At 48.7% G+C, this 22,014-nt stretch carries 22 protein-coding genes and 1 pseudogene; 11 read left to right on the top strand and 12 right to left on the bottom strand.

Features of this window, described 5'->3' with window-relative positions:
- Window positions 1-2: 2 nt before the first annotated feature.
- Window positions 3-773 carry a DeoR/GlpR family DNA-binding transcription regulator gene (locus HV041_RS08115; protein ID WP_061067987.1) on the bottom strand — a complete coding sequence of 257 codons (771 nt, stop codon included), beginning with the start codon at window positions 771-773 and terminating at the stop codon, window positions 3-5.
- 118 nt (window positions 774-891) lie between these two features.
- Between HV041_RS08115 and HV041_RS08120 the strand changes: the two genes are divergently transcribed.
- The 4 genes and pseudogenes from HV041_RS08120 to HV041_RS25040 form a co-directional block, all read left to right on the top strand.
- On the top strand, window positions 892-1,275 hold the full coding sequence (locus HV041_RS08120) for a VOC family protein (RefSeq protein ID WP_048211533.1): 384 nt from the start codon (window positions 892-894) through the stop codon (window positions 1,273-1,275).
- A gap of 375 nt (window positions 1,276-1,650) precedes the next feature.
- The gene (locus HV041_RS08125; protein ID WP_121584702.1) at window positions 1,651-2,112 is read left to right on the top strand and encodes a carboxymuconolactone decarboxylase family protein; all 462 of its coding nucleotides are present in this window, start codon (window positions 1,651-1,653) and stop codon (window positions 2,110-2,112) included.
- 36 nt (window positions 2,113-2,148) lie between these two features.
- A complete protein-coding gene (locus tag HV041_RS08130) occupies window positions 2,149-2,556 on the top strand; it encodes a cupin domain-containing protein (protein ID WP_048211535.1) in 408 nt (135 codons plus the stop codon).
- Between the two features lie 109 nt (window positions 2,557-2,665).
- Window positions 2,666-2,949: pseudogene (locus HV041_RS25040) on the top strand (zinc-binding dehydrogenase); the annotation flags it as partial.
- Window positions 2,950-2,971: 22 nt separating this feature from the next.
- Here HV041_RS25040 and HV041_RS08145 read toward each other — a convergent pair.
- Window positions 2,972-4,003 carry a mechanosensitive ion channel family protein gene (locus HV041_RS08145; protein WP_121584701.1) on the bottom strand — a complete coding sequence of 344 codons (1,032 nt, stop codon included), beginning with the start codon at window positions 4,001-4,003 and terminating at the stop codon, window positions 2,972-2,974.
- 245 nt (window positions 4,004-4,248) lie between these two features.
- Here HV041_RS08145 and HV041_RS08150 point away from each other — a divergent pair, with 245 nt between their 5' ends.
- Window positions 4,249-4,509: a DUF2534 family protein gene (locus tag HV041_RS08150; protein WP_048211538.1), complete on the top strand. Its 261-nt coding sequence runs from the start codon at window positions 4,249-4,251 to the stop codon at window positions 4,507-4,509.
- A gap of 48 nt (window positions 4,510-4,557) precedes the next feature.
- Here HV041_RS08150 and uspE read toward each other — a convergent pair whose 3' ends face one another.
- Window positions 4,558-5,508, bottom strand: coding sequence for a universal stress protein UspE (gene uspE / locus HV041_RS08155; RefSeq protein ID WP_005126626.1), 951 nt, complete (start codon window positions 5,506-5,508; stop codon window positions 4,558-4,560).
- Between the two features lie 174 nt (window positions 5,509-5,682).
- A complete protein-coding gene (locus tag HV041_RS08160; RefSeq protein WP_121584700.1) occupies window positions 5,683-7,056 on the bottom strand; it encodes a PLP-dependent aminotransferase family protein in 1,374 nt (457 codons plus the stop codon).
- A 102-nt stretch (window positions 7,057-7,158) separates the two neighbouring features.
- Between HV041_RS08160 and HV041_RS08165 the strand changes: the two genes are divergently transcribed.
- Window positions 7,159-7,920: an AzlC family ABC transporter permease gene (locus HV041_RS08165; protein ID WP_161958606.1), complete on the top strand. Its 762-nt coding sequence runs from the start codon at window positions 7,159-7,161 to the stop codon at window positions 7,918-7,920.
- The gene (locus tag HV041_RS08170) at window positions 7,920-8,219 is read left to right on the top strand and encodes an AzlD family protein (RefSeq protein WP_121584699.1); all 300 of its coding nucleotides are present in this window, start codon (window positions 7,920-7,922) and stop codon (window positions 8,217-8,219) included. The genes HV041_RS08165 and HV041_RS08170 overlap by 1 nt, the downstream gene beginning before the upstream one ends.
- Before the next feature lie 261 nt (window positions 8,220-8,480).
- Here the strand turns inward: HV041_RS08170 and fnr are convergent, their stop codons facing one another.
- Complete coding sequence (gene fnr, locus HV041_RS08175) at window positions 8,481-9,233, bottom strand: fumarate/nitrate reduction transcriptional regulator Fnr (RefSeq protein WP_003020397.1); 753 nt, start codon at window positions 9,231-9,233, stop codon at window positions 8,481-8,483.
- A gap of 194 nt (window positions 9,234-9,427) precedes the next feature.
- On the bottom strand, window positions 9,428-9,943 hold the full coding sequence (gene ogt, locus HV041_RS08180; protein WP_121584698.1) for a methylated-DNA--[protein]-cysteine S-methyltransferase: 516 nt from the start codon (window positions 9,941-9,943) through the stop codon (window positions 9,428-9,430).
- Between the two features lie 197 nt (window positions 9,944-10,140).
- On the opposite strand from ogt, the gene smrA reads away from it, so the two are divergent.
- Window positions 10,141-10,704, top strand: a complete 564-nt coding sequence (gene smrA, locus HV041_RS08185) for a DNA endonuclease SmrA (protein WP_121584697.1) — start codon at window positions 10,141-10,143, stop codon at window positions 10,702-10,704.
- Window positions 10,705-10,716: 12 nt separating this feature from the next.
- Here smrA and HV041_RS08190 read toward each other — a convergent pair whose 3' ends face one another.
- Together HV041_RS08190 and HV041_RS08195 are read right to left on the bottom strand one after the other, a co-directional pair.
- Window positions 10,717-11,949, bottom strand: coding sequence for a sensor domain-containing diguanylate cyclase (locus tag HV041_RS08190; RefSeq protein ID WP_048211544.1), 1,233 nt, complete (start codon window positions 11,947-11,949; stop codon window positions 10,717-10,719).
- Window positions 11,950-12,016: 67 nt separating this feature from the next.
- Window positions 12,017-14,131 carry a bifunctional diguanylate cyclase/phosphodiesterase gene (locus HV041_RS08195; RefSeq protein WP_121584695.1) on the bottom strand — a complete coding sequence of 705 codons (2,115 nt, stop codon included), beginning with the start codon at window positions 14,129-14,131 and terminating at the stop codon, window positions 12,017-12,019.
- Window positions 14,132-14,542: 411 nt separating this feature from the next.
- Here HV041_RS08195 and HV041_RS08200 point away from each other — a divergent pair, with 411 nt between their 5' ends.
- The 3 genes from HV041_RS08200 to dbpA all read left to right on the top strand — a co-directional run bounded on the left by HV041_RS08200 (window position 14,543) and on the right by dbpA (window position 18,710).
- Window positions 14,543-15,709 carry a methyl-accepting chemotaxis protein gene (locus tag HV041_RS08200; RefSeq protein WP_226814052.1) on the top strand — a complete coding sequence of 389 codons (1,167 nt, stop codon included), beginning with the start codon at window positions 14,543-14,545 and terminating at the stop codon, window positions 15,707-15,709.
- A 157-nt stretch (window positions 15,710-15,866) separates the two neighbouring features.
- Window positions 15,867-16,850: a zinc transporter ZntB gene (zntB, locus tag HV041_RS08205; protein ID WP_048211547.1), complete on the top strand. Its 984-nt coding sequence runs from the start codon at window positions 15,867-15,869 to the stop codon at window positions 16,848-16,850.
- 486 nt (window positions 16,851-17,336) lie between these two features.
- A complete protein-coding gene (gene dbpA, locus HV041_RS08210; RefSeq protein ID WP_048211548.1) occupies window positions 17,337-18,710 on the top strand; it encodes an ATP-dependent RNA helicase DbpA in 1,374 nt (457 codons plus the stop codon).
- Window positions 18,711-18,805: 95 nt separating this feature from the next.
- Here the strand turns inward: dbpA and ttcA are convergent, their stop codons facing one another.
- From ttcA to ompC, 4 genes are all read right to left on the bottom strand, one after another.
- Complete coding sequence (gene ttcA / locus HV041_RS08215; protein WP_048211549.1) at window positions 18,806-19,741, bottom strand: tRNA 2-thiocytidine(32) synthetase TtcA; 936 nt, start codon at window positions 19,739-19,741, stop codon at window positions 18,806-18,808.
- A gap of 198 nt (window positions 19,742-19,939) precedes the next feature.
- Window positions 19,940-20,374, bottom strand: a complete 435-nt coding sequence (gene uspF / locus HV041_RS08220; RefSeq protein WP_005126652.1) for a universal stress protein UspF — start codon at window positions 20,372-20,374, stop codon at window positions 19,940-19,942.
- 81 nt (window positions 20,375-20,455) lie between these two features.
- On the bottom strand, window positions 20,456-20,668 hold the full coding sequence (locus HV041_RS08225; protein ID WP_121584693.1) for a KTSC domain-containing protein: 213 nt from the start codon (window positions 20,666-20,668) through the stop codon (window positions 20,456-20,458).
- Window positions 20,669-20,820: 152 nt separating this feature from the next.
- Window positions 20,821-21,951, bottom strand: coding sequence for a porin OmpC (gene ompC, locus HV041_RS08230; RefSeq protein ID WP_121584692.1), 1,131 nt, complete (start codon window positions 21,949-21,951; stop codon window positions 20,821-20,823).
- Window positions 21,952-22,014: the final 63 nt, after the last annotated feature.

Below are 22,014 nucleotides of genomic sequence, written 5' to 3' on the forward strand. Positions count from 1 at the left end.
CGTTATACGGTGTAAATGCGGATGTCATGCGCCTGAAAAGCGGTGCCGTACTGTTTGCTGATGTTTTCCTCCACGACAATGACATCAATGTTACTGCTGGCGGTGACAACATAACGTGCGACGGCAGGGATCTTATCCGCCGTCAGTGCGACGATAGTTTCGTTACACTGCTTAATTACCGCTTTTTTAAACTCACAATCGGCGTAATCAAACCCGGTTAAACCGGACTCCGGTGCCATCGCACAACCACCAATAAAACCTTGATCAAATAAAATATCCTGTACCTGGGCAATGGCTGTCGGACCTACGCACCCACCGGACGATCGCTGCACTGGCCCACCTAACATGATGACCTCGAATAGCGGTTTTTTCAGCAGTACGGCGGCAATATCAGGTGAATTTGTCACGACGGTTAATGCCAGCTCAGCGGGAAGGGCTTCAGCCATTGCCAGGTTGGTTGTTCCTGTGTCGATAAAAATACAGCTTCCGGATTTCACTAGCCGGGCACATCTTTGCGCGATGCTGCTCTTTTTCGCGGTATTAATATTCTTGCGTACTGTGATGTCAGCTGACTCTGGTAGTGAAATGACAGCCCCGCCATAGACTTTCTTGCAAACACCTTCTTTACACAACTCATGTAAATCGCGGCGGATCGTATGTTCTGACACCCCCAAACGGACGGCCAGTTCAGTACAGATCACTCTGCCGTTTTCCTGCAGGATCTGATAGATAAGCGCCTGGCGTTGATCCGGGAATGCAGCGTAATCGAGCATGAGAACTCCATAAAAATAAACATCGAGCAATAACGTGCATAATCCTGCATTATAATGCAGGATGTCAATATCCCTTAACGGGGGCGTACCGTTCAGAGTAAACGATAAGAGGATCGCGATGAAAATTGCACACATGGCTTTATGGACCCGGGATCTTGAACGACAAGCCCGGTTCTGGGTGTCGTTTTTTGATGGTGTGATAAACGAAAAATACTGCAGCAAAACCAATCCCGGGTTTGAATCTTATTTCGTCAACATTGGTGAGGACATTGCGATTGAGTTAATGACCAAACCGGGACTGACCCACCCTGTACCTGACAATAACACTTCAGGATGGGTGCATCTGGCTCTCTCTGTTGGTGGCGCGGGGCATGTTGATGCTCTGGCTATACGCGCAAAAGAACAGGGCATCCTGGTCTCCGGACCACGAACCACCGGTGACGGGTATTACGAGGCCGTCATTCAGGACCCCGACGGTAATTTAATCGAGATTGTAGCGTAATACGTAGATCAGGCCGGATGACAAAATTGCCCGCGCAGGATCTGTAGTTCAGTAATACCTCGGGTTATTTGTTGGGTGGCCAGACCGAGTGTTGCGGCAGCCTCTCTGAACTTCAGCGTTTCGGCTGCCGTAAAAAATATCTTTCATGTGTCGAGTTTATCCAGCATATGAGTCGCTGGCCCGTGAAATTGGATGCACCGCAAGTGGATGTGACGGACAGCGCTGTACTGCCACATTGTGAATAGCGCTATTCATGACTTGTCTTCATAGATTTGTCCTTATTTAACCCTCTAATCGTCGATACGCTGAGCCTCTATAATTTTTGCGTTTTCAGCATTCGGCGGCAGAGACTGTCGCCTCCCCGGAGAATCGAACATGTCAAATCATTTGAATGCCAGACAACTGGCAGTTGTCCCCATTGCAGCATTCACTGCCACAGGACAGCCAGATAAGCTGGAGGCAGCGCTTAATGCAGGGTTAGCTGTTGACTGGAACAGCCTGCTGGCGGGGAGCCAAACGCAAACCCAACTGGTTGGACAGCCGGTTAGCGGTCCGCTGTTTGATTTTGCCCCTGCCATTGATACCTGGCTTAAAGCACATCTGTTTGGCGATATTTTTCAGCGCGATGTACTGGACTGGCCGACTCGTGAACTGGCAACCGTCTCTGCGTTAGCCGTACTGGGCGGCGTGAACAGCCAACTGAAAAGTCACTTCGCGATCAGCCTGAATGTTGGGTTCCGCCCTGAGCAACTTATCGCGTTTACTGCGCTACTTAAGCAGCACTGTGGTGCTGAGATTGCGGAAAATGCCCGTGCAGTTCTTGATGAATGTATTTAAGGAATTCCGTTAGCTAATACCCCAGCAGGAGTCATGATGAACGAACAATTTGATGGCAACAGCGTCTTTCCCCGGGGAGAGAAAAATGAAGCCTATGCGAAGTACTTCACCGGGACCAGCTATCTGACCATGCTTTCAATGGAAGGAGTGGTGATTGGTAACGTTGCATTTGAACCTGGCTGCCGTAATTTTTGGCACATTCATCATCAGGGCGGTCAAATTCTGCTGGTGACTGGCGGCAGAGGCTGGTACCAGGCGTGGAATCAACCTGCGCGAGAACTGAAAACGGGTGATGTGGTTCATATTCCGGCGGGAATGAAACACTGGCACGGAGCTGCACGTGATAGCTGGTTTGCCCATATTGCGGTAGAAATCCCGGTAGCAGGCGCATCGAATGAATGGCTGGAGCCGGTCGCTGACGCCGAGTACAACCTGTTGCCCTGAGCTATGCTGGTTGAGGTGCACTTTATCTCTGAGGAGATCGAAATAGCCATGAACGTGAAGGGTTATGCCGCGCTGGCGGTGAAAGAAGATCTGGTCCCGCACAGTTTTGTTCGTCGTGAAGGTGCCGGAAGGAATCGACTTACGTGGTGCTGCACCGTTGTTGTGTGCCGGTATCACCACATGGTCGCCGTTGCGTCACTGGCAGGTTGGGCAGGGGAGTAAAGTCGCTGTTGTTGGGTTGGGTGGCCTGGGACACATGGCGATCAAGATTGCTAAAGCATTGGGGGCTGATGTTACGTTATTCACGCGGTCGCCAGGCAAAGAAGCTGATGCCAGACGCCCGGGGGCAGTGATGTTGTGCTTTCAGCAGACAGCGAACAGATGAAAGACGCGGGTATCCGCGTCTTGATTTTGGTTAGTGGGCAGAAGGTTGTGCCTCGGCGTTATCCATATACAACGTCTGACTGGGGAACGCAAAGTCAGCACCGTTTTCCTGAACTATTGTAATAATTCTCAAGTACACATCTTGTTGTACAGCAAGCCACTCCTGCCACACGGTGGTTTTCGTGAAGCAATACACCATGATATTCAGCGATGAATCGGCAAATTCATTAAAATAGACCAGCAGGGTTTGTTTTTGATCTATTCCGGGATGATTTTGCAACATTTTTCTGACCGACTCGACAACTGCGCCAATTTTATCAGCATCTTCATAACGTAACCCGATCACCGTTTTGATTCGTCGATTACTCATCCGCCCCGGGTTTTCTACACTGATGGAAGAGAAAATTGAGTTCGGCACGTATAACGGACGGTGGTCGAAGGTGTTTATTTTGGTCATTCTCCAGCCGATTTCCGTTACCGTACCTTCGATATTTCGGTCCGGAGAGCGGATCCAGTCACCGATGCTAAACGGCCTGTCGAAGTAGAGCATAATGCCAGAGAAAAAATTGCTCAGGATATCTTTACCTGCCATACCGACAGCGATACCGCCGATGCCGCCGAACGTTAACAGCCCTGACAGGCTCATGCCGAAATGCTCACCGTACAGCAAGATGATGGCGACGACGATCGTAATCTTAATGATGCGTGACATGATCCTCGCACTGGTGATATCTCTGCCCTTACTAATCTGCGTTTTTTCAAACTGGTTGATGACCAGAAAGAGTTTTATCGTCAGGATCAACGCAATCAACGAGGTACAGATAAAGTCGACCACGCTTGGGGAGATAAATTTCAGCTTATAACTATCGATGACGTTATTCGCAATAGTGCCAAACGTACCAATGATAATGGCATAAACAAAAAACTGTGCTGCGTGGAATATGAATCCTTTGCAGTGTTTTTCACTACGATGAAACCACACGCTCATCAGGACTAACGCTGCACAGCTGCTGAGAATTACCGTTAAATTAAACGCATTATTTATAAACAGTTCAGCGATCATGATTCTCCCAGGTCACTCCGTGTTAGCTAAATATCATCTGACATCCTTCATCAGCGGATATTTTACCTAGTTCAGGCTGTCAGATCATTCATCAAAAGGAGAGCGAAATAATACAATCAGCGTTATTTTCAGGCGAATAGTACGCATGTCAAGTTTGAGTGTGGCGTATGTAGCAGACAGTGAGTTGATGTCATGGTATTGTTGCTGCAAAGTAACACGGTATTCATCTGCATAAGGACGATATTATGATCATGGCTAAGCTGAAGACAGCGAAGGGACGGAAGTTTCTGTTATGTCTGCTTGGGGTATTTATTATTGCGGCATCGGTTGTGACGCGCGCGACGATTGGTGGCGTCATTGAACAGTATGACATTCCGCTTTCCGACTGGACAGCTTCGATGTATGCCATTCAATCCGCAATGATTTGCGTCTACAGTATGGTTTTTACTATTTTGCTGGCTATTCCGCTCGGTATCTATTTCCTCGGAGGCGAGGAGAAGCACTAAGAACATGTCATGCCGGATGACATCGCCATCCGGCATTTTGCTGCAGGGTTAATCGTCTTCTTCGTCGTCCAGTTCAACCGGGGTCTGGTACTGATCCGGTTTGATAACCAGCAGGTCGCAACGCAGATGGTCGATAACCTGTTCTGCGGTATTCCCCAAAAACGCAGCTGATATGCCGGTGCGCCCAACGGTGCCGAGTACCACGATACCCGCCTGTAAATGCTCAGCTAAATCCGGGATGACCTCTTCAGGCAATCCTTTTTCAACGTGTGTAACTTTTTCATCAATACTGAATTTCTGGCGTAATGCCTTCATGGCCAGCAGATGTTGTCCACGGATGGCGTCGTTGTACACGCTGGGATCAAATTCAGGTAGCTCAATCGCAATGTTGATAGGCGTTACAGGATAGGCGCCCACCAGGTGTACTTCGGTATGGTTAACCTGTTCTGCGAGCTGCAACGTTTCTTTGACCAGTTTTTCGTTGAGTGCATTGTGATATGCCTCTTCACTGGCGAGGTTCACCGCTACCAGCGCTTTACCACCTTCCGGCCACGGCTGATCTTTGACCATCCATACCGGGCTTGGACATTTACGCAACAAATGCCAGTCAGTTGGTGTGAAAATTACGGCTTCAAGGCGATCGTGTTGGTGTGCCATTTTGAGCACCAGGTCATGCTTAGCGCTGATCACTTCCTGGATGATGGCTTCAAAGGGACGGTTGTGCCAGACCACTTTAATATCAAGCGGGATCCCTGCTTCGATATAGTATTTCGCTTGTTCACGTATCCATGCAGTTCGCTGGCTGATGACCCCCTGACGCATTGCCGTACGCTCGTCCGGCGACAGCAGGGTGGTCATTTCGTAGGAAAAGTCATAGATCGGCAAAAAGGCTTTAATTTTGCCACCAATCCGTTGATGCAAATAAACAGCTCGCCGTAATGCTGGTTGATCGTCCTGGTTTGGATCGATGACTACCAGCATGTTTTGATACATAGCCATACAGGGTCTCCTTACAACTGTCACCGCAGTTTGTATTTAAAAGAGTAACCCAATAATGTGGATTGAAACAGGGGAGAACCTCTTGCCAGATCAATAAACTGGGGAAATCTCCAGCTTTTCCCCACATCCCGCTCAATTTAAACCATTTTTCGTTGTTTCTATTGTGCTCGTGCGTTACACGGGAAAGGTTTGGGCGCGTGGACGTTTCAACTGCCCGGCAATCTCTTTTAGTGTTAAGAGTGCCCGGTGAAGTTGTTCGATCTCCGGTCCACCAATGCACAGTCGGATACCTGACTGCTCGGATAACGGATTAACTTCTGTTGATGCGGGTGAGGTAACTTTGATCCCTGCCGCTAAGGCTGCTTCATAGAATGGCTGTACGCTTTCGCGAGCCAGTGGCAACCAGAGGTGAAAACTGGGATGCCCGGAGCGATAAAGATGCTCACCCAAAATAGAAAAGGCTAATTCATAGCGGCGAACTGTTTCGTGTTCTATCGCAGAGGTTACGGTTTCCGCAGTACCATCAAGTAACCATTGCTCCATGATCGCGCAACTTATCGGGGAAACCATCATTGCCGTTGCTCTGAGCATGGATTCAGCGCGGGAATATAGCTGTTCAGGCAGCAGAAGCCCGCCGATGCGTAGTGTGGGATTCAGTATTTTAGATAAGCTATTAACATACAAAGTGATATCTGGTGCTAATCGGGCAATTTGTGGGAGTTCAATATTACGGGTGAGTCGATAGACATCATCTTCGATAATAAATAATGCGTTTGCGCGGCAAACGCGTATCAGGTCTTTTCGCCGGGCAAGACTCATTATGCGTGTTGAAGGGCTTTGTAGCAGGGGAGTGACATACACCGCACTGCGTTTATCATCGCTGGCATCCAGCATTTTCTCCAATACTGAAACATCCATCCCTTCGTCATCCATCGGAATGCCAACCAGTTTCAGTTTTAACAGCCGTGAAAGTTGGATCAGTCCAGAATACGTTTGCGCCTCCACATAAAGTGTCCCAAAAGGTTCGCATACCGTCGATAACGCCACTGAAAGCGCATGTTGCGCTCCGCTGGTAATAATGAGTTGGCGATAATCAGCGGGCATGCCCAGCCTGTTGAACCAGCGAGCCATCAGGCGGCGGTGTTCGTCATGACCGGCTGCTGGCGCGTAGGTGTTGAACATATCCATATCCGGACGGCGAGCGATCGCTGAAAGTGTCGCGCTGAGTGAACGCGAGCTTAGCGCAGCCGGGGGCGTATTTTGTGACAAATCGATGACGGTCTGACCACGCGAATTTGCCAGTGCCACAAACATCCCGCTTCCTTTCACACTTCTGACAAGTCCACGTTTCTCAAGGATCCCATAGGCTTTCGTTACGGTGCCAAGCCCGATACCCAATGTGTCCGCTAAATTACGGTGGGCTGGTAAGCGGGCGCCATGCTGAAGCGATCCTGAAAGGATATCTTCGGCCAGGGCCTCAACTAATTGTTCTGTTGGAGATGTTGCATTGCTGGACAGTCTCGGCTGCCAGGGAGAACGCTCGCGCATCGGATCACCATAAGTGTAATGTGACACTATTTATATTTACTAATAGTGTCACACATTCTATTCTGACGCCAGTATCAAAATGGGTCAAAACAGGCATCGGGTATGAGTGTGAAAAGTATGAGTGAAAGTATAGATGGCGCAGGATCTGCAGATGATCCGACAGCTTTTGATAGTATTAGAAAAGACGTTGTCCGTGGTTTAAAAGACGGTTTTCCCGTTTTACTTGGCGTGATCCCTTTTGCGCTGGTTTTGGGGGCTCAGGCCAGCCATAAAGGACTCAGTGGTTTAGCTGTTCCGCTAATGACGGGATTAAATTTCGCTGGTGGCTCTGAATTTGCAGCAATACAAATCTGGACGTCACCTCCCCATATTTTTCTTATTATGGCAGTCACATTCCTGGTTAATAGCAGACATATTCTGATGGGCGCAACTCTTGTTCCGCTGTTGATGCGTTTTCCTAAGCGTAAAGTTTTACCTGCGCTTTTTTTTATGACTGATGAAAGTTGGGCGTTAAGTTATAGTGATGCACATAAAAGAAGCATTAATAATGTTCCTCATTTTAGCATGCCTTATTATTTAGCTGCTTCTTTTTCTTTTTATATTATGTGGGTAGGTTGTACCACGTTAGGTGCGTTAATCGGTCCCGTGCTTGGCGATGTTCATCGTTACGGTTTTGATATGGCGTTTCCCGCCGTATTCCTTGTGCTTGTCAGGGGTATGTGGAGCGGCTTTCGCAAAGCGATACCGTGGTTTGCCAGCCTGATTGTTGCGGTTGCGGTTTATCATTACGTCCCCGGTGTCTGGTATGTCATGGCAGGTCCGTTGGTGGGATTAGTGGTTGCCTGGTTGCAGGGAGATAAATAATGCCAGACCAGCAAACGCTGTTCGCCATCCTCCTGATGGTTCTGACCACCTATGCGACACGTATTGCGTCGTACATGATATTGCGCAACCGGGTGTTATCCCCCAGATCGATGGCGGTTCTTAAATCATCTCCAGGATGCGTCATGCTGGCCTTTATCGCACCTTATTTTGCGTCCGGAAACCCTGCCGATCTTATCGCATTAGGTTTAACACTGATCGCCGCATTACGTTTTCCTATGCCTGTCACCGTTGCTATTGGTGTGCTGACCGCTGCTCTCCTGCGTCATTATCTCGGCTGATAATTTTGGATTATTTACAGAAGTAAACGTCTGACCATGGAATGGTCTGGTTATTTAATTGAATCACCTCAGAGGTTTTTTATGCAACCAGGCAGGAAAGAGTGTTTAACCGTAGTTATTGTGACAGCATTAATGATGGGGATATTTATATTGAGTACACTTATAGTGTTTATATTTTAATTAAATCAGAACAGAAATGCCTTCTGCCAAACTATTAAATTGGGGTAATTTAGCAATTTGACAGAAGGTTAACTGAGAAGGTTACGCAACGTTACGCGTGTGGCCAGCAAGGACGGCCAGCGCGTCGCTATTCTCAATAGTGATATATTTGCCTTTCACCGCCAGCATACCGCTTTTCTGGAAGCGACCCAGCAGGCGGCTGATGGTTTCAACCGTCAGGCCGAGGTAATTCCCGATATCGCCACGGGTCATCGTCAGACGGAATTCGCGCGGAGAGAAGCCTCGCTGGGCAAAACGGCGGGACAGATTGTAGATGAAGGCCGCCAGGCGCTCTTCAGCATTCTTCTTCGACAGCAGCAGGATCATGTCCTGGTCGCCTTTGATTTCGCCACTCATCAGACGCATCATCTGCTGACGCAGGTTCGGCATTTTACCGGACAGGTCATCCAGGGTTTCGAAAGGAATTTCGCATACCATTGACGTTTCCAGCGCCTGGGCAAAGCTTGGGTGATGACCGCTGCCAATTGCGTCAAAACCAACCAGGTCACCCGCTAAGTGGAAACCGGTGATTTGCTCATCGCCTTGTTCGGTAATGGTATAGCTTTTTATCGTTCCGGAACGGATAGCATAGAGTGACTTAAGCTCGTCACCTGCTTTAAAGAGCGTTTGCCCCTTTTGGATAGGCTTTTTGCGCTCGATAATGTTATCGAGCTGGTCAAGCTCATGCTCGTTAAGTGTGAACGGGATGCAAAGCTGGCTGATGCTGCAATCCTGGCAATGGATAGCACAACCGCCAGACTGAATGCGCCGTATAATTCGCTTTTCCGGGATCATAGGTCTGCTCAAGCCGTAATTGATATTTGTCAATTTTAACATCTTTTTGGTGAGCACGTAAGCCTGAGCTACTCCCAATAGAGAATAATTCAGGCATAAGCGAGTTGAATGTTTGTATCTATATGATTAACCGCACTTTATTTGTGGGTGTATTGTGTGGAAGTGTGATGAATAAGGCATTAATTGCCTGGATTCTAGAGTAACAGATAGCCTTCATGGCGCAATAACCACTCTTTTCGCTGCACGCCACCCGCATATCCAGTCATTGTGCCATTCCGTCCAATCACGCGGTGGCACGGGACGACGATGCTGACAGGATTGGAACCATTAGCCGCGCCAACGGCTCTGGCGGCACCGGGGCGCCCCAGCTGTTCAGCCAGTTGTCCATAATGCATGACCTGCCCGCAGGGGATAGTACGCAACGCTTTCCAGACCTCGCGTTGGAAAGGGGTTCCCGCGGTTGCGGTTTCAAGCGTGTCTATAATGCTGAGATTTCCCGCAAAATACTCTGCCAGCTTATCGCTTAACCCTCCGGGGTTTTTGGCAGCAATACGCTGATAGCCCTCAGAACGATAATGAATATCCAGCAATTGCTCCATACGATCGCGATGTTGATCCCATTCAACCGCACGCAGGCGAAATTGCTCATCACAAATTACCCACAACGGGCCAAGGGGCGTTGCAATGGTGTCTTCAAGTAAGTTCAGCATCCGTTTCTCTCATTACTGGCGGGGTTACACATTATCATGTCAATGATAGTCGCAGCTATACCCCCAAAAACGGATCTTAACTTGTGGGGGTAAGGGAATGTCAAACGGTGCGTTATTGGAAATAACCGTAAACCGTTGTCGGTATAATAGTGCGCGGTTATGATAATGACCGTCGCATAATCGCTGGAGGATGAAACATGAACCTTGATGAAGCATCGCTGTTTCTTGACGCCATGGGGGATGTTCAACCACTGAAGGGATGCGCCGATGTTCACTGGCAGCCAACGCGTAATCTTCGCGCCCCGGCACGTATTGATACGCTGCAGCTGGATAACTTTCTCTCGACAGGTTTTCTGGATATCGTCCCGCTGAGCGTTCCGCTGGAGTTTCGTCGTGAAGGGTTACAGCATGGCGTGACTGACAAGCTGCGCACCGGGAAATATCCGCAACAAGCAAGCCTTAATCTTGTGCGACAGCCCGTTGAAACCTGCCGCCAGATGCTATTTAGCTTTATTTTACAGGCGCAGCAGGATGGGTTGCGCAACGTCCTGGTGATTCACGGTAAGGGGCGTGATGATAACTCCCATGCCAACATCGTTCGTAGCTACGTCGCGCGTTGGTTAACGGAGTTTGATGATGTGCAGGCTTTCTGCACCGCACTGCCGCATCATGGCGGCAGCGGGGCATGTTATGTGGCGTTACGTAAAACGGCGCTGGCGAAACAGGAGAACTGGGAACGCCACGCTAAACGTAGTCGCTAGACAGGGTAGTCATCAGGCAGCCAGCACTCTGTTTCTGCCTTCATTTTTGGCTTTGTACAATGCGTCGTCCACGCGTTTAAATAACTCATCAATACTTTCATTGGCTTCGTGTCGCGCCACACCAATACTGACAGTAAAGCGGGGAAGGCCAGGGAGGCTCACCTTGGCTACCGTCGCGCGTATTACTTCAGCGAGATTAAGTGCTGCATCTAAAGACGTGCGTGGCAAAAGCAGTACAAACTCTTCTCCCCCCCAACGAAAAACCAGATCGTCTTTTCTTGCACAGGATTCCAGGGTGCGTGCCAACGCGCAAAGTACATCATCCCCTTTTAAATGCCCGAAAAGATCGTTGATGCTTTTAAACCGGTCGGTGTCGATTAGCAGCAAACTGTAATCCTGCGTTAACGATGTTGTGTGTGTCTGCGCTGGCTCAGTTATCTGATAAAAATGCCGCCGGTTGAGTAATCCGGTTAACGCGTCATGCAAGGCGGCGCGTTCCAGTTCCAGTTCCAGACGTTTTTGCTCGGTAATATCGTGAACAATGCACAGCATCAGCTTATTGCCGTAGATTTCGATAGGACCGGCATAGGTTTGTACGTGACGGGTGCTTCCATCGGCAAGTCTGTGGACAAAATGTAAGGGCTTATGGCCACCAGGAAGATGCGCAATTTTATGCATTATCGGCAATATATGGCGCCCCAGCATATTGATTTCCCAGGTATGCTTCTGACACATCACGTCATGATCATAGCCATAGAAATTCAGGGCACTGAGATTTGCATCCACAATCAATCCGTCGCGTGACGGATCAATAAGCAACATGGGTGCTGAGTTAGTCTGGAAAAAACGGGCATAGAATCCTTGTTTTTTCCGCTGATAGGTGGCAGAGCGGCTGGCTTTCAGACCTTGCGCTGTCGGTGTTTCAATGCCTTCATAGAGGATAACATCACCTATATCCTGAAGCGTCCTGATGGACAAACGACAGGCCAGCGCGATTTCCTCGCTTTCGCGGTAAACCGTGAGTATCTCTACAATGTCATGATGATTTCGCAAATCACTAAGATACATAGGTAAATCATTTTGTGCGTGCGTGGAGAATGTGCCTTTTCTGAGAGGGGGGAAACACGGGGCCTGCATCAGTTCCCGTGCAACGGTATTGGCGAACACCAGTTCTTCGGTATGTGGCGAAACGATCCAGACCGGAATGGTTAATAAATCCAGTGAATGCAGCTCGTTTATGCTCATCGATAATCCCGTTATCTTCATATGCTGTGTTGCCGGTTTATTGGCGAATTTTTTTAATTATGCAATCTCACAATGTTATTGATTGTCGGTGAGACAAGGGTTGTACCGTTGGTTTTACTTTTGTGGCGTTTTCAGTTTGTATCAAGCCATAGATTTTATGTGCTGGCAGCGGTTTCGCATACAGGAAGCCTTGCAGCACACCGCAGCCCATCTGGGTTAACAGCGTTTCCTGCTCCTGGGTCTCTATACCCTCTGCCACAACGCGCATATTCATAGAGTGCGCTATGTCTATAATAGTAGACACGATTTTTGTATTTTTGCTGTTCTCACTAATATCTTTGACAAATATTCTGTCGATTTTTAATTCTCGTGCCGGAAGTGATTTCAGCATCAATATATTTGAATAACCGGTGCCAAAATCATCAATAGAAACGGTGATCCCCAAATCGGCAAACGCGTTCAGGACTTCTACGCTGCGTTTTAAATTTTTAAGTGCCGTACTTTCAGTCAGTTCCAGCGTGAGATGTGCTGGTGAAAGCTGATATTGTGCCAGGGCGTTGCAGACTATATCGACAATATCAGGTTGTTCAAACTGGGCTGGTGACAGATTAACGGCAAGGGTCCACTCCGTGTGGCCTTGTGACTTCCATTGATATAACTGACTGCATGCCTGCTGGAGAACCCAGGTGCCGACAGGAATAATCAGGCCTGTTTCTTCAAGTGCTGGCAGGAATTCAGCCGGCAGCAGAATGCCGCGTTCAGGATGGTGCCAGCGTAACAACGCCTCAAAACCCGTCAGAGAGCGATCCCCGGCGGTGTATTTAGGTTGATACCATAATTCAAATTGATTCCGCTCAAGCGCTTGCGACAGTTCCTGCAAGAACGTTGGCGGCGTATCGGCGATAGCCTCCATCTCTGGGGTATAAATCGCCCAGCCGTTTCTGCCAGCCTGTTTGACATGATACATCGCAGTATCGGCTTTAACTTTTAGCTCATGTAACGTTGAGCCGTGTTCGGGATAAAGACTGCTTCCCGCGCTTAACGAAACGCGAATGGTATGTCCAAACAGTGTAAAAGGTTCTTTGACGGCGCTGGCAATACGGGTCATCAGCACTGAAATTGCTTCCCGGTTGCTGTTTGGCACCAGCAGGATAAATTCATCACCACCCAGCCTCGCCAGCGTCATGGTGTCCTCAAGGCAGTTGTATATGCGTTGTGTGCTGGAGATAAGCAACTGATCGCCAATGTGATGGCCCCAGGTGTCGTTTACGATTTTGAATCGATCAAGGTCGATAAAGACCAGGGCGAAGTGTTGTTGATGCAGTTTGGAATGACGCAGGCAGGTCTGTAAGCAGACGTCTATTTGCGTTCGATTGGCAAGGCCGGTCAGCGCATCGAAGTGGACCTGGTGCTCAAGCTGGCAGTTCAGTTGATGCAGATTATCGGCCAGTCTTGAGGTGCGTAGCTGAGAATCCACCATCGAAATGACCAGCATAATACCCAGAATCACCAGCGTGACGGCGCAGACCCAGATAGAGAGTTCCAGCGTGCTCAGTCCGTCATGCGCAGTGTGACCGAAATGCGTGAAGGTGGCCGCCCCCATCCCGGTGTAATGCATTGAGGCGATCGCCAGCGCCATTACCAGAGCGGCAATAAGTCGGTTTATTAATGCGCGTCGGGTATTTTGCCGCAAATGAAAAGCTAACCACAGGCCGATCCCTGACGCGATAATGGCAATGACCACGGAAAGCAAAATGAGTGAGAACTGCCAGCGGATAGCAACATGTTCAACGATAGCGACCATGCCAACGTAGTGCATGGTCACAACACCGGTGCTTAATAGGCTTGTTGCAACAATAAGCCGCCTGGCCGAAAGCGTTTGACCTGATATCGCAATATTGATGGCAAGCGTCGCGGAAATGAGTGCGATCAAAAAAGAAAATGCCGTGAGTGAAAAGTGATAATTAATTGGCATACTCATTTTCATGGCCAGCATGCCAATAAAATGCATCGACCAGATCCCCATCCCCAGCGTTGCCCCGCCAGATAAACGCCAGAAAGTCGATTCCCGACGACTAGAGATCGCCACTTTCCCTGCGCTATCGAGGGCAATAAACGAAGCAATGAATGCGACAACAAAGGAAATCCCAATCAGTACAGGGTCCCATGACACGTGCAACATCTTACTACCCATCGATAAAAAACCGTGATGATAAATCTAGCAGATTCTGTCCAGTTAACCTGGTAAAACCAGGCGCGTTCTTAGTTTCCTGTCAGCAGTATTAGTCTGAGCCGCTATAACGGTGGAGTATGTGATGTTTGCTTATGAAAACATTCACCGAGTTTATGATTTGGCGTATTTTTGTTCGCATTGTGCACTGGGTGACAATAGTCTGGCAACTGGCGTGAACGCCAGCTTATGCGGGATAAATAACCAGACTAATGTAAACTGGTGGTGTGATAGTGTGCTTTAAGTGAAAAGGCGGCATGCTCTCATTGAAAGTGGAACTTTCGGTATCGCGGAATGGCAATCTGCATTGCAGGTGCTATAAAAAATAATACTCCGCGTTATTCTTTGGCAGGCAGGATTAAAATGTTAAATAATATAAGCGTCAGGACGTTTATTACTTTATTTCTGGTATGTACCGTAGTGGTCCTCAATATCGTAGAGGTAATATTATCTGCAGGATTTAATGTCATTATTGGCACTGATGTGGTTTGTACTATTTCACTATTATATTTATGGTGGTATATGACAAAATATCTCGTCGTGCCGATTAATACGGTAAAAGAAAGCATTGAAGAGGTGACTGCAGGGAATCTGGCAATGAGTATTCCTGAGTTCGGTAATAATTGTGCTGGCAGACTTATTCCGGGAATTAACAGTCTGGCGAGTAATATTTCCACGTTAGTCAGTGAGATCAGATCCTCTTCGCGGACCGTGATGACGCTTTCTGAACAACTCGCGGAGCGTAGCGCTGAACTGTCAGTAAAAACGGAACAGCAGTCTGGCGCGTTAATGCAAACAGCTGCGAATATGGATGAGATAGCGGTTAGTACGCGCAATAATGCAGACAATACGCACATGGCGAGCGCCCAGGCAAATATTGCGACACAATCTGCTCGCCAGGGGGGCGATTTAATGGTGCAGGTCGCCACCAATATGCGCTCGATCACCGACTGCGCTCAGCAGATGACTGAAATTATCGCGTTAATAGATGGTATTGCATTCCAGACGAATATTCTGGCATTGAATGCGGCGGTTGAGGCGGCGAGGGCTGGTGAACATGGCAAAGGTTTTTCTGTCGTTGCAGGTGAAGTGAGAATATTGGCACATCGTAGCGCAGAAGCGGCAAAAAGTATTAAACGGCTTATCGATGAAACGCATCACAATGTCCAGCAGGGGGCGGCGGTTGTACGTGAAGCCGAAAAAAACATGCAGGATATTGTGGGTGGTGCAGGGCAATTAAATCAGCTGATGGCGGAGATATTAACAACCACACGGGAACAGGAAAACGGGATCACCAGAATTACCCAGGCTCTTGCCGAACTGGAAAACGTGACGCAAAGTAATGTCAGCATGGTCGATGAGTTATCTGATTCGTCCGGTATCCTGAAAAGTCAGGTGAATGATCTTCTGTCACGTACACATAAATTTCGCTTAAGTAAAAATATATCTGTCGAAACAACCACGATCTTGCATCGAGATTCTCCTGTCTCCGGACTACATCAACGGGTTAAATGCAGTTCTTCATATTAAGATTCAACATCTGCTCGCCACAGCGCCGAACCCGTCGGCGCTTTTTATTTTCTTGAACACTTTTATGAATCATTTCAGCATAATGGGACAATGCGATATTGCTTAACATATACTGAAGACTAGACTAACAAAAAGTTTGAATGTTTATGGAGGCGCTGTGGAAGCCATTAAGGGAACCGAAGTTAATGTGCCGGATGCCGTGTTTGCCTGGCTGCTGGATGGTCGCGGTGGCGTGAAACCGCTGGAAGACAACGATGTTATCGACAGTGCGCATCCGTGCTGGCTGCATCTTAATTACACCCATTCTGATAGCGCGCAATGGCTGGCGACAACGCCTCTGCTTCCTAATAATGTGCGTGATGCACTGGCGGGAGAAAGTACTCGCCCGCGCGTAAGCAGGATCGGGGAAGGGACGCTGATTACGTTACGCTGTATTAATGGCAGCACCGACGAACGCCCTGACCAGCTTGTCGCCATGCGCTTATATATGGATGAACGCCTGATTGTCTCAACACGTCAGCGTAAAGTGCTGGCACTGGATGATGTGGTAAGTGACTTGCAGGAAGGGACGGGACCGTCTGACTGTGGTAGCTGGCTTGTGGATGTTTGTGATGCCTTAACCGATCATGCCAGTGAGTTTATCGAACAATTGCATGACAAAATTATCGATCTGGAAGACAACCTGCTGGATCAGCAGATCCCGCCTCGCGGTTTTCTGGCATTGCTGCGCAAACAACTGATAGTCATGCGGCGCTATATGGCCCCTCAGCGCGATGTTTATGCGCGCCTGGCCAGTGAACGTTTACCGTGGATGACTGACGATCACCGACGTCGGATGCAGGATATCGCCGACAGATTGGGAAGAGGGTTGGATGAGATCGACGCATGCATCGCCCGGACGGGCATTATGGCGGATGAAATTGCTCAGGTTATGCAGGAATCTCTGGCGCGAAGAACCTATACCATGTCGTTGATGGCAATGGTTTTTCTGCCCAGCACATTTTTAACCGGACTGTTTGGCGTCAATCTCGGGGGGATTCCCGGTGGCGGCTGGCAGTTTGGTTTTTCGCTATTCTGTATTCTGTTAGTTGTCCTGATTGGTGGTGTTACTTTATGGTTGCATCGTAGTAAATGGTTGTAACAACTACGTTTTTTATTGACTTTCGTGAGTGAAAACGGCGAAGTTTTTGAGCGAGGTCAATAAACCATCTACCTATTCGGGGCAATATCTCTCTCGCAGGTGAATGCAACGTCAAGCGATGGGCGTTGCGCTCCATATTGTCTTACTTCCTTTTTTGAATTACTGCATAGCACAATTGATTCGTACGACGCCGACTTAGATTAGTCGGCTTTTTTTTGCCTGCAGGAAACCAGCGTCTACCCTAAAAGGGTCAGTCTGACTCACTGGAGGGTAATATGACCTGCTTATTCGCCCCGTTGCAGTTGCAACGTCCCCATTCCGATACTGTTCCCACCGACCCGGTTCCGATTCCCGACTCCATACCTCGTCCGCAACCTATGCCGCACCCGTCACCGGATGAAGAGCCGATTAAATTGTCGCATCACGGGCGCAGATCTGCGAGGATACGCGCCTGCTGAATGTGAGTTTTTACCGCGAGATTAAATTGTGACCGCTTTTTCAACCCTGAATGTTTTGCCTGCCGCCCAACTCGAGAATCTTAATGAGCTGGGTTATCTTGAAATGACGCCTGTTCAGGCCGCTGCGTTGCCGGCAATCCTGGCAGGAAAAGATGTTCGTGTGCAGGCAAAAACCGGCAGTGGCAAAACGGCCGCGTTTGGTCTTGGTCTGTTACAACACATTGATGCTGCGCTGTTTCAGACTCAGTCGCTGGTGCTGTGCCCAACCCGCGAACTGGCTGACCAGGTCGCCGGTGAATTGCGTCGTTTGGCGCGTTTTCTGCCAAATACCAAAATTTTGACGCTGTGCGGTGGCCAGCCCTTTGGCGCACAGCGTGATTCTCTGCAACATGCCCCACATATTATTGTTGCCACGCCGGGACGTTTACTCGACCACCTGCAAAAAGGCACCGTCTCCCTTGATGCGTTGAATACGCTGGTGATGGATGAAGCCGATCGGATGCTGGATATGGGATTTAGTGATGCAATTGATGACGTAATCCGCTTTGCGCCAGCGTCCCGTCAGACATTGCTGTTTTCCGCAACCTGGCCGGAAGCGATTGCCGCGATCAGTGGTCGCGTGCAGAACAATCCGTTAACGATTGAGATTGATACAGTCGATGCGTTGCCAGCGATTGAACAACAATTCTTTGAAATCTCCTCACACGGCAAAATTCCGCTGTTGCAAAAATTACTTAGCCAGCACCAGCCGGCATCATGTGTAGTTTTCTGTAACACCAAAAAAGATTGTCAGGCTGTTTGTGATGCACTGAACGCAGCAGGGCAAAGCGCATTATCGCTTCATGGCGATCTTGAGCAACGCGATCGGGACCAGACGCTCGTACGTTTTGCCAACGGCAGTGCCCGTGTTCTGGTTGCCACCGATGTGGCGGCGCGTGGCCTGGATATTAAATCGCTCGAGCTGGTGGTTAACTTTGAACTGGCATGGGATCCGGAAGTTCATGTACACCGTATTGGACGTACTGCCCGTGCGGGTAACAGTGGCCTGGCGATTAGCTTCTGTGCGCCGGAAGAAGCGCAACGTGCCAATATTTTGTCCGAGATGCTGCAACTGAAGCTGAACTGGCTGCCTGCACCGGGTAATGGCTCAATTCTGCCGCTGGAGGCTGAGATGGCGACGCTGTGCATCGATGGCGGTAAAAAAGCTAAAATGCGGCCTGGTGATGTATTAGGGGCGTTGACCGGAGATATTGGTCTGGACGGGGCAGATATCGGCAAGATTGCCGTTCATCCGGCGCATGTCTACGTGGCCGTTCGCCAGGCTGTGGCACATAAAGCGTGGAAGCAACTGCAGAACGGTAAGATCAAAGGTAAGAACTGCCGGGTTCGTTTATTAAAATAAATGCCCGTAGGAATGCCTGATGGCGTTCCGCTTATCAGGCCTACTGGTATTGACGTAATACCTTGTCCAGTAGGCCGGATACGGCATCCTCTCTATTACTTCACTTCCACCACGTTCAGACGCAACTCATCTAACTGGTTTTCATCTTCTTCCGGCTGCCAGCCTGCTGGTTGCAGTGGGATCTCTTCACGATCGAATGCCAGATCACCGCCATCTACCACTTCTGAGCCGTGTTTGATGCCTTTAAAATCGAACAGATTAATATCGCTCAGGTGAGAAGGCACCACATTCTGCATCGCACTGAACATCGTTTCAATACGACCTGGATAGCGCTTGTCCCAGTCACGCAGCATATCAGCGATCACCTGACGTTGCAGGTTAGGCTGTGAACCACACAGGTTGCACGGAATAATCGGGAAACCTTTCGCTTCAGAGAAGCGCTCGATATCTTTTTCGCGGCAATAGGCCAGCGGACGGATCACAATATGCTTACCATCATCGCTCATCAGCTTCGGCGGCATGCCTTTCATTTTCCCGCCGTAGAACATATTTAAAAACAGCGTTTGCAGGATGTCGTCGCGATGGTGTCCGAGCGCAATTTTGGTGGCGCCTAATTCGGTTGCCGTGCGGTACAAAATGCCGCGGCGCAGACGAGAACAGAGAGAGCAGGTCGTTTTGCCTTCAGGAATTTTATCTTTGACGATCCCGTAGGTATTTTCTTCGACAATTTTATACTCAACACCCAGTTGTTCCAGATACTCCGGCAGGATGTGCTCCGGGAAGCCCGGTTGTTTTTGATCCAAATTTACGGCGACCAAAGAAAAACTGATTGGGGCGCTTTGCTGCAAATTCCGCAGGATTTCCAGCATGGTGTAGCTATCTTTCCCACCGGAAAGACACACCATAATGCGATCGCCATCTTCGATCATATTGAAATCGGCAATAGCTTCACCTACGTTACGACGCAGGCGTTTCTGTAATTTGTTCAGGTTGTATTGTTCTTTCTTACTAATATCTTGATTTTGCGACATTTAATAGAGGCTCAATTCGTAGTGTGGCATCAGAAGAGTATGCATCACGCCGGATAGTCCGGCAAAAAAAGTCTGATATAAAAACTGTGGCGTGTATGGTACGGATAAGCGGGAAAAATGTCAGCACATTTAGGTCAGGAATCGCGGGGTAAAAGAGGGAGAAACAAAAAGCCCGCAACGGTGTGCGGGCCAGACAGCTTAGCGAACCACCAGAACTGAACACTCCGCGTGACGCACCACGGCTGCGGCGTTAGAGCCCAGCAGATAAGTGGTGATGTCCGGTCGGTGTGAGGCAATAATGACCATATCTGCAGGTAATTTCCTGGCGATCTCCAGGATTTTATCTTTTGGCGCACCTTCAGCAACGTGAACATGCACTCTGTCCGTCGGGATATTGAACTTCTTGATAATCTCTTCCAGTTGAGATTTCGCTTCGGCTTTCAGATCGTCCATGGCCGGTAACTCCGCCGAGTAGGCCAGTCCCAGGGAAGCATAATAGGGCAATGACGGAATAACGGTCAGAAAATGCACCTGCGCATCGTCAATTTTTGCCTCTGCTTCAACATGGGCAATAACGCGTTGAGTTAATTCTGAGTCTGAAATATCGATGGGTACAAGAATCGTTCTGTTCATAAAACCTCCTGTTTAAGTATCCACGTAAAGCTTACCGCGTAATGGCACTTTATGTACAATGACAAAGATCACATTTTGGCATCACTTTATTTTGATTTCAGGAAATTTCCCTTTTATAACCCCATCATAAAATCGGCCCTTGGAGACCACGCTCAGGAAATCATGAAAAATACGCGCGGGGACATGCTGGTATTGCAGCGTAGACAATTGATGAAAGCGAATTTCAAGTGTGCGAGAGGATTCGTCATAGCCGACGGATGCAATACGGGATGATTTAACGGGGTGATGATTCATTGCAGATATCCTCTACTACAGGTATTAATGCAAGATATCATCTATCAAAGGTGTGTTTTAACGCAACAGATATAATGTTTTGATCTGGATAAAACAGAATTGCTATTAATGAAAGGATAGCCCGCTGTTGCCAGCGGGCTGACAGAGACAGATTAGAACTGGTAAACCATACCCAGTGCTACAACGTCATCGGTAGAGATGTCGTTCTGGGTGTAGAAGCTTTTATCTTCATCCAGCAGGTTGATTTTGTAATCAACATAGGTAGAGAAGTTTTTGTTGAAGTAGTAAGTAGCGCCTACGGATGCATATTTCACCAGATCCTGGTCGCCGTCAGATCCATTTACGCCCAGATCTTTACCTTTAGACATCAGGAAAGACACTTCCGGACGCAGACCGAAGTCGAACTGGTACTGTGCAGTGACTTCAAAGTTCTGAGTTTTGTTGGCAATAGTATTGTCGTGACCGTCTGAGCCGCCATACGGAGTCATATTGCGGGTTTCGGAGTACATGGTTGCCAGATAGATGTTGTTCGCGTCGTATTTCAGACCGGCAGTCCACGCATCCGCTTTGTCGCCGCCAGCAGTGGATTGATTTACCTGCTCGTTGGTACGATCGGAAGAGGTATATGCTGCACCGAAGCTTACGCCCATACCCAGATCGTAGGTAGAGGAGATACCGAAGCCGTCACCGTTGGAGTTCTTCACATTACGGTCACCACTATTATTGGTGCCTTCCTGCCCGTTTTGACTTTCGTTCGCGCCCTGATACTGCAGCGCAACGTTCAGACCGTCAACCAGACCGAAGAAGTCGGTGTTACGGTAGGTCGCTACGCCGTTAGCACGACCGGTCATGAAGTTATCAGCCTTGGTATAGGAGTCGCCACCGAATTCTGGCAGCATATCGGTCCAGCCTTCTACGTCGTACAGTACACCGTAGTTACGACCGTAGTCGAATGAACCGTAGTCGCCAACTTTAATACCGGCGAAGGCCAGACGAGTCCAGGAATCACCTTTATCGCCGCTTTCAGTACCGTTAGCCTGAACCTGATATTCCCACTGGCCATAACCGGTGATCATATCGTTAACCTGAGTTTCACCTTTGAAGCCCATACGCATATAAGTCTGATCGCCATCGCTGTTGGCGTCGTCGGAGAAGTAATGCAGGCCGTCTACTTTGCCATAGAGATCTAATTTGTTGCCGTCTTTATTATAAACTTCAGCAGCGTGAGCAGCGCCTGCCGCTAACAGTGCAGGAATTACAAGTGCCAATACTTTTCTGTTCATTGAAATAATCCTTTAGTTTTTTTATTAACCTGTGACTACCCGTGTAGGGAGTAAAAGCATGCT

It is taken from the genome of Citrobacter sp. RHBSTW-00029, assembly GCF_014104295.1.
GTDB lineage: Bacteria > Pseudomonadota > Gammaproteobacteria > Enterobacterales > Enterobacteriaceae > Citrobacter > Citrobacter youngae.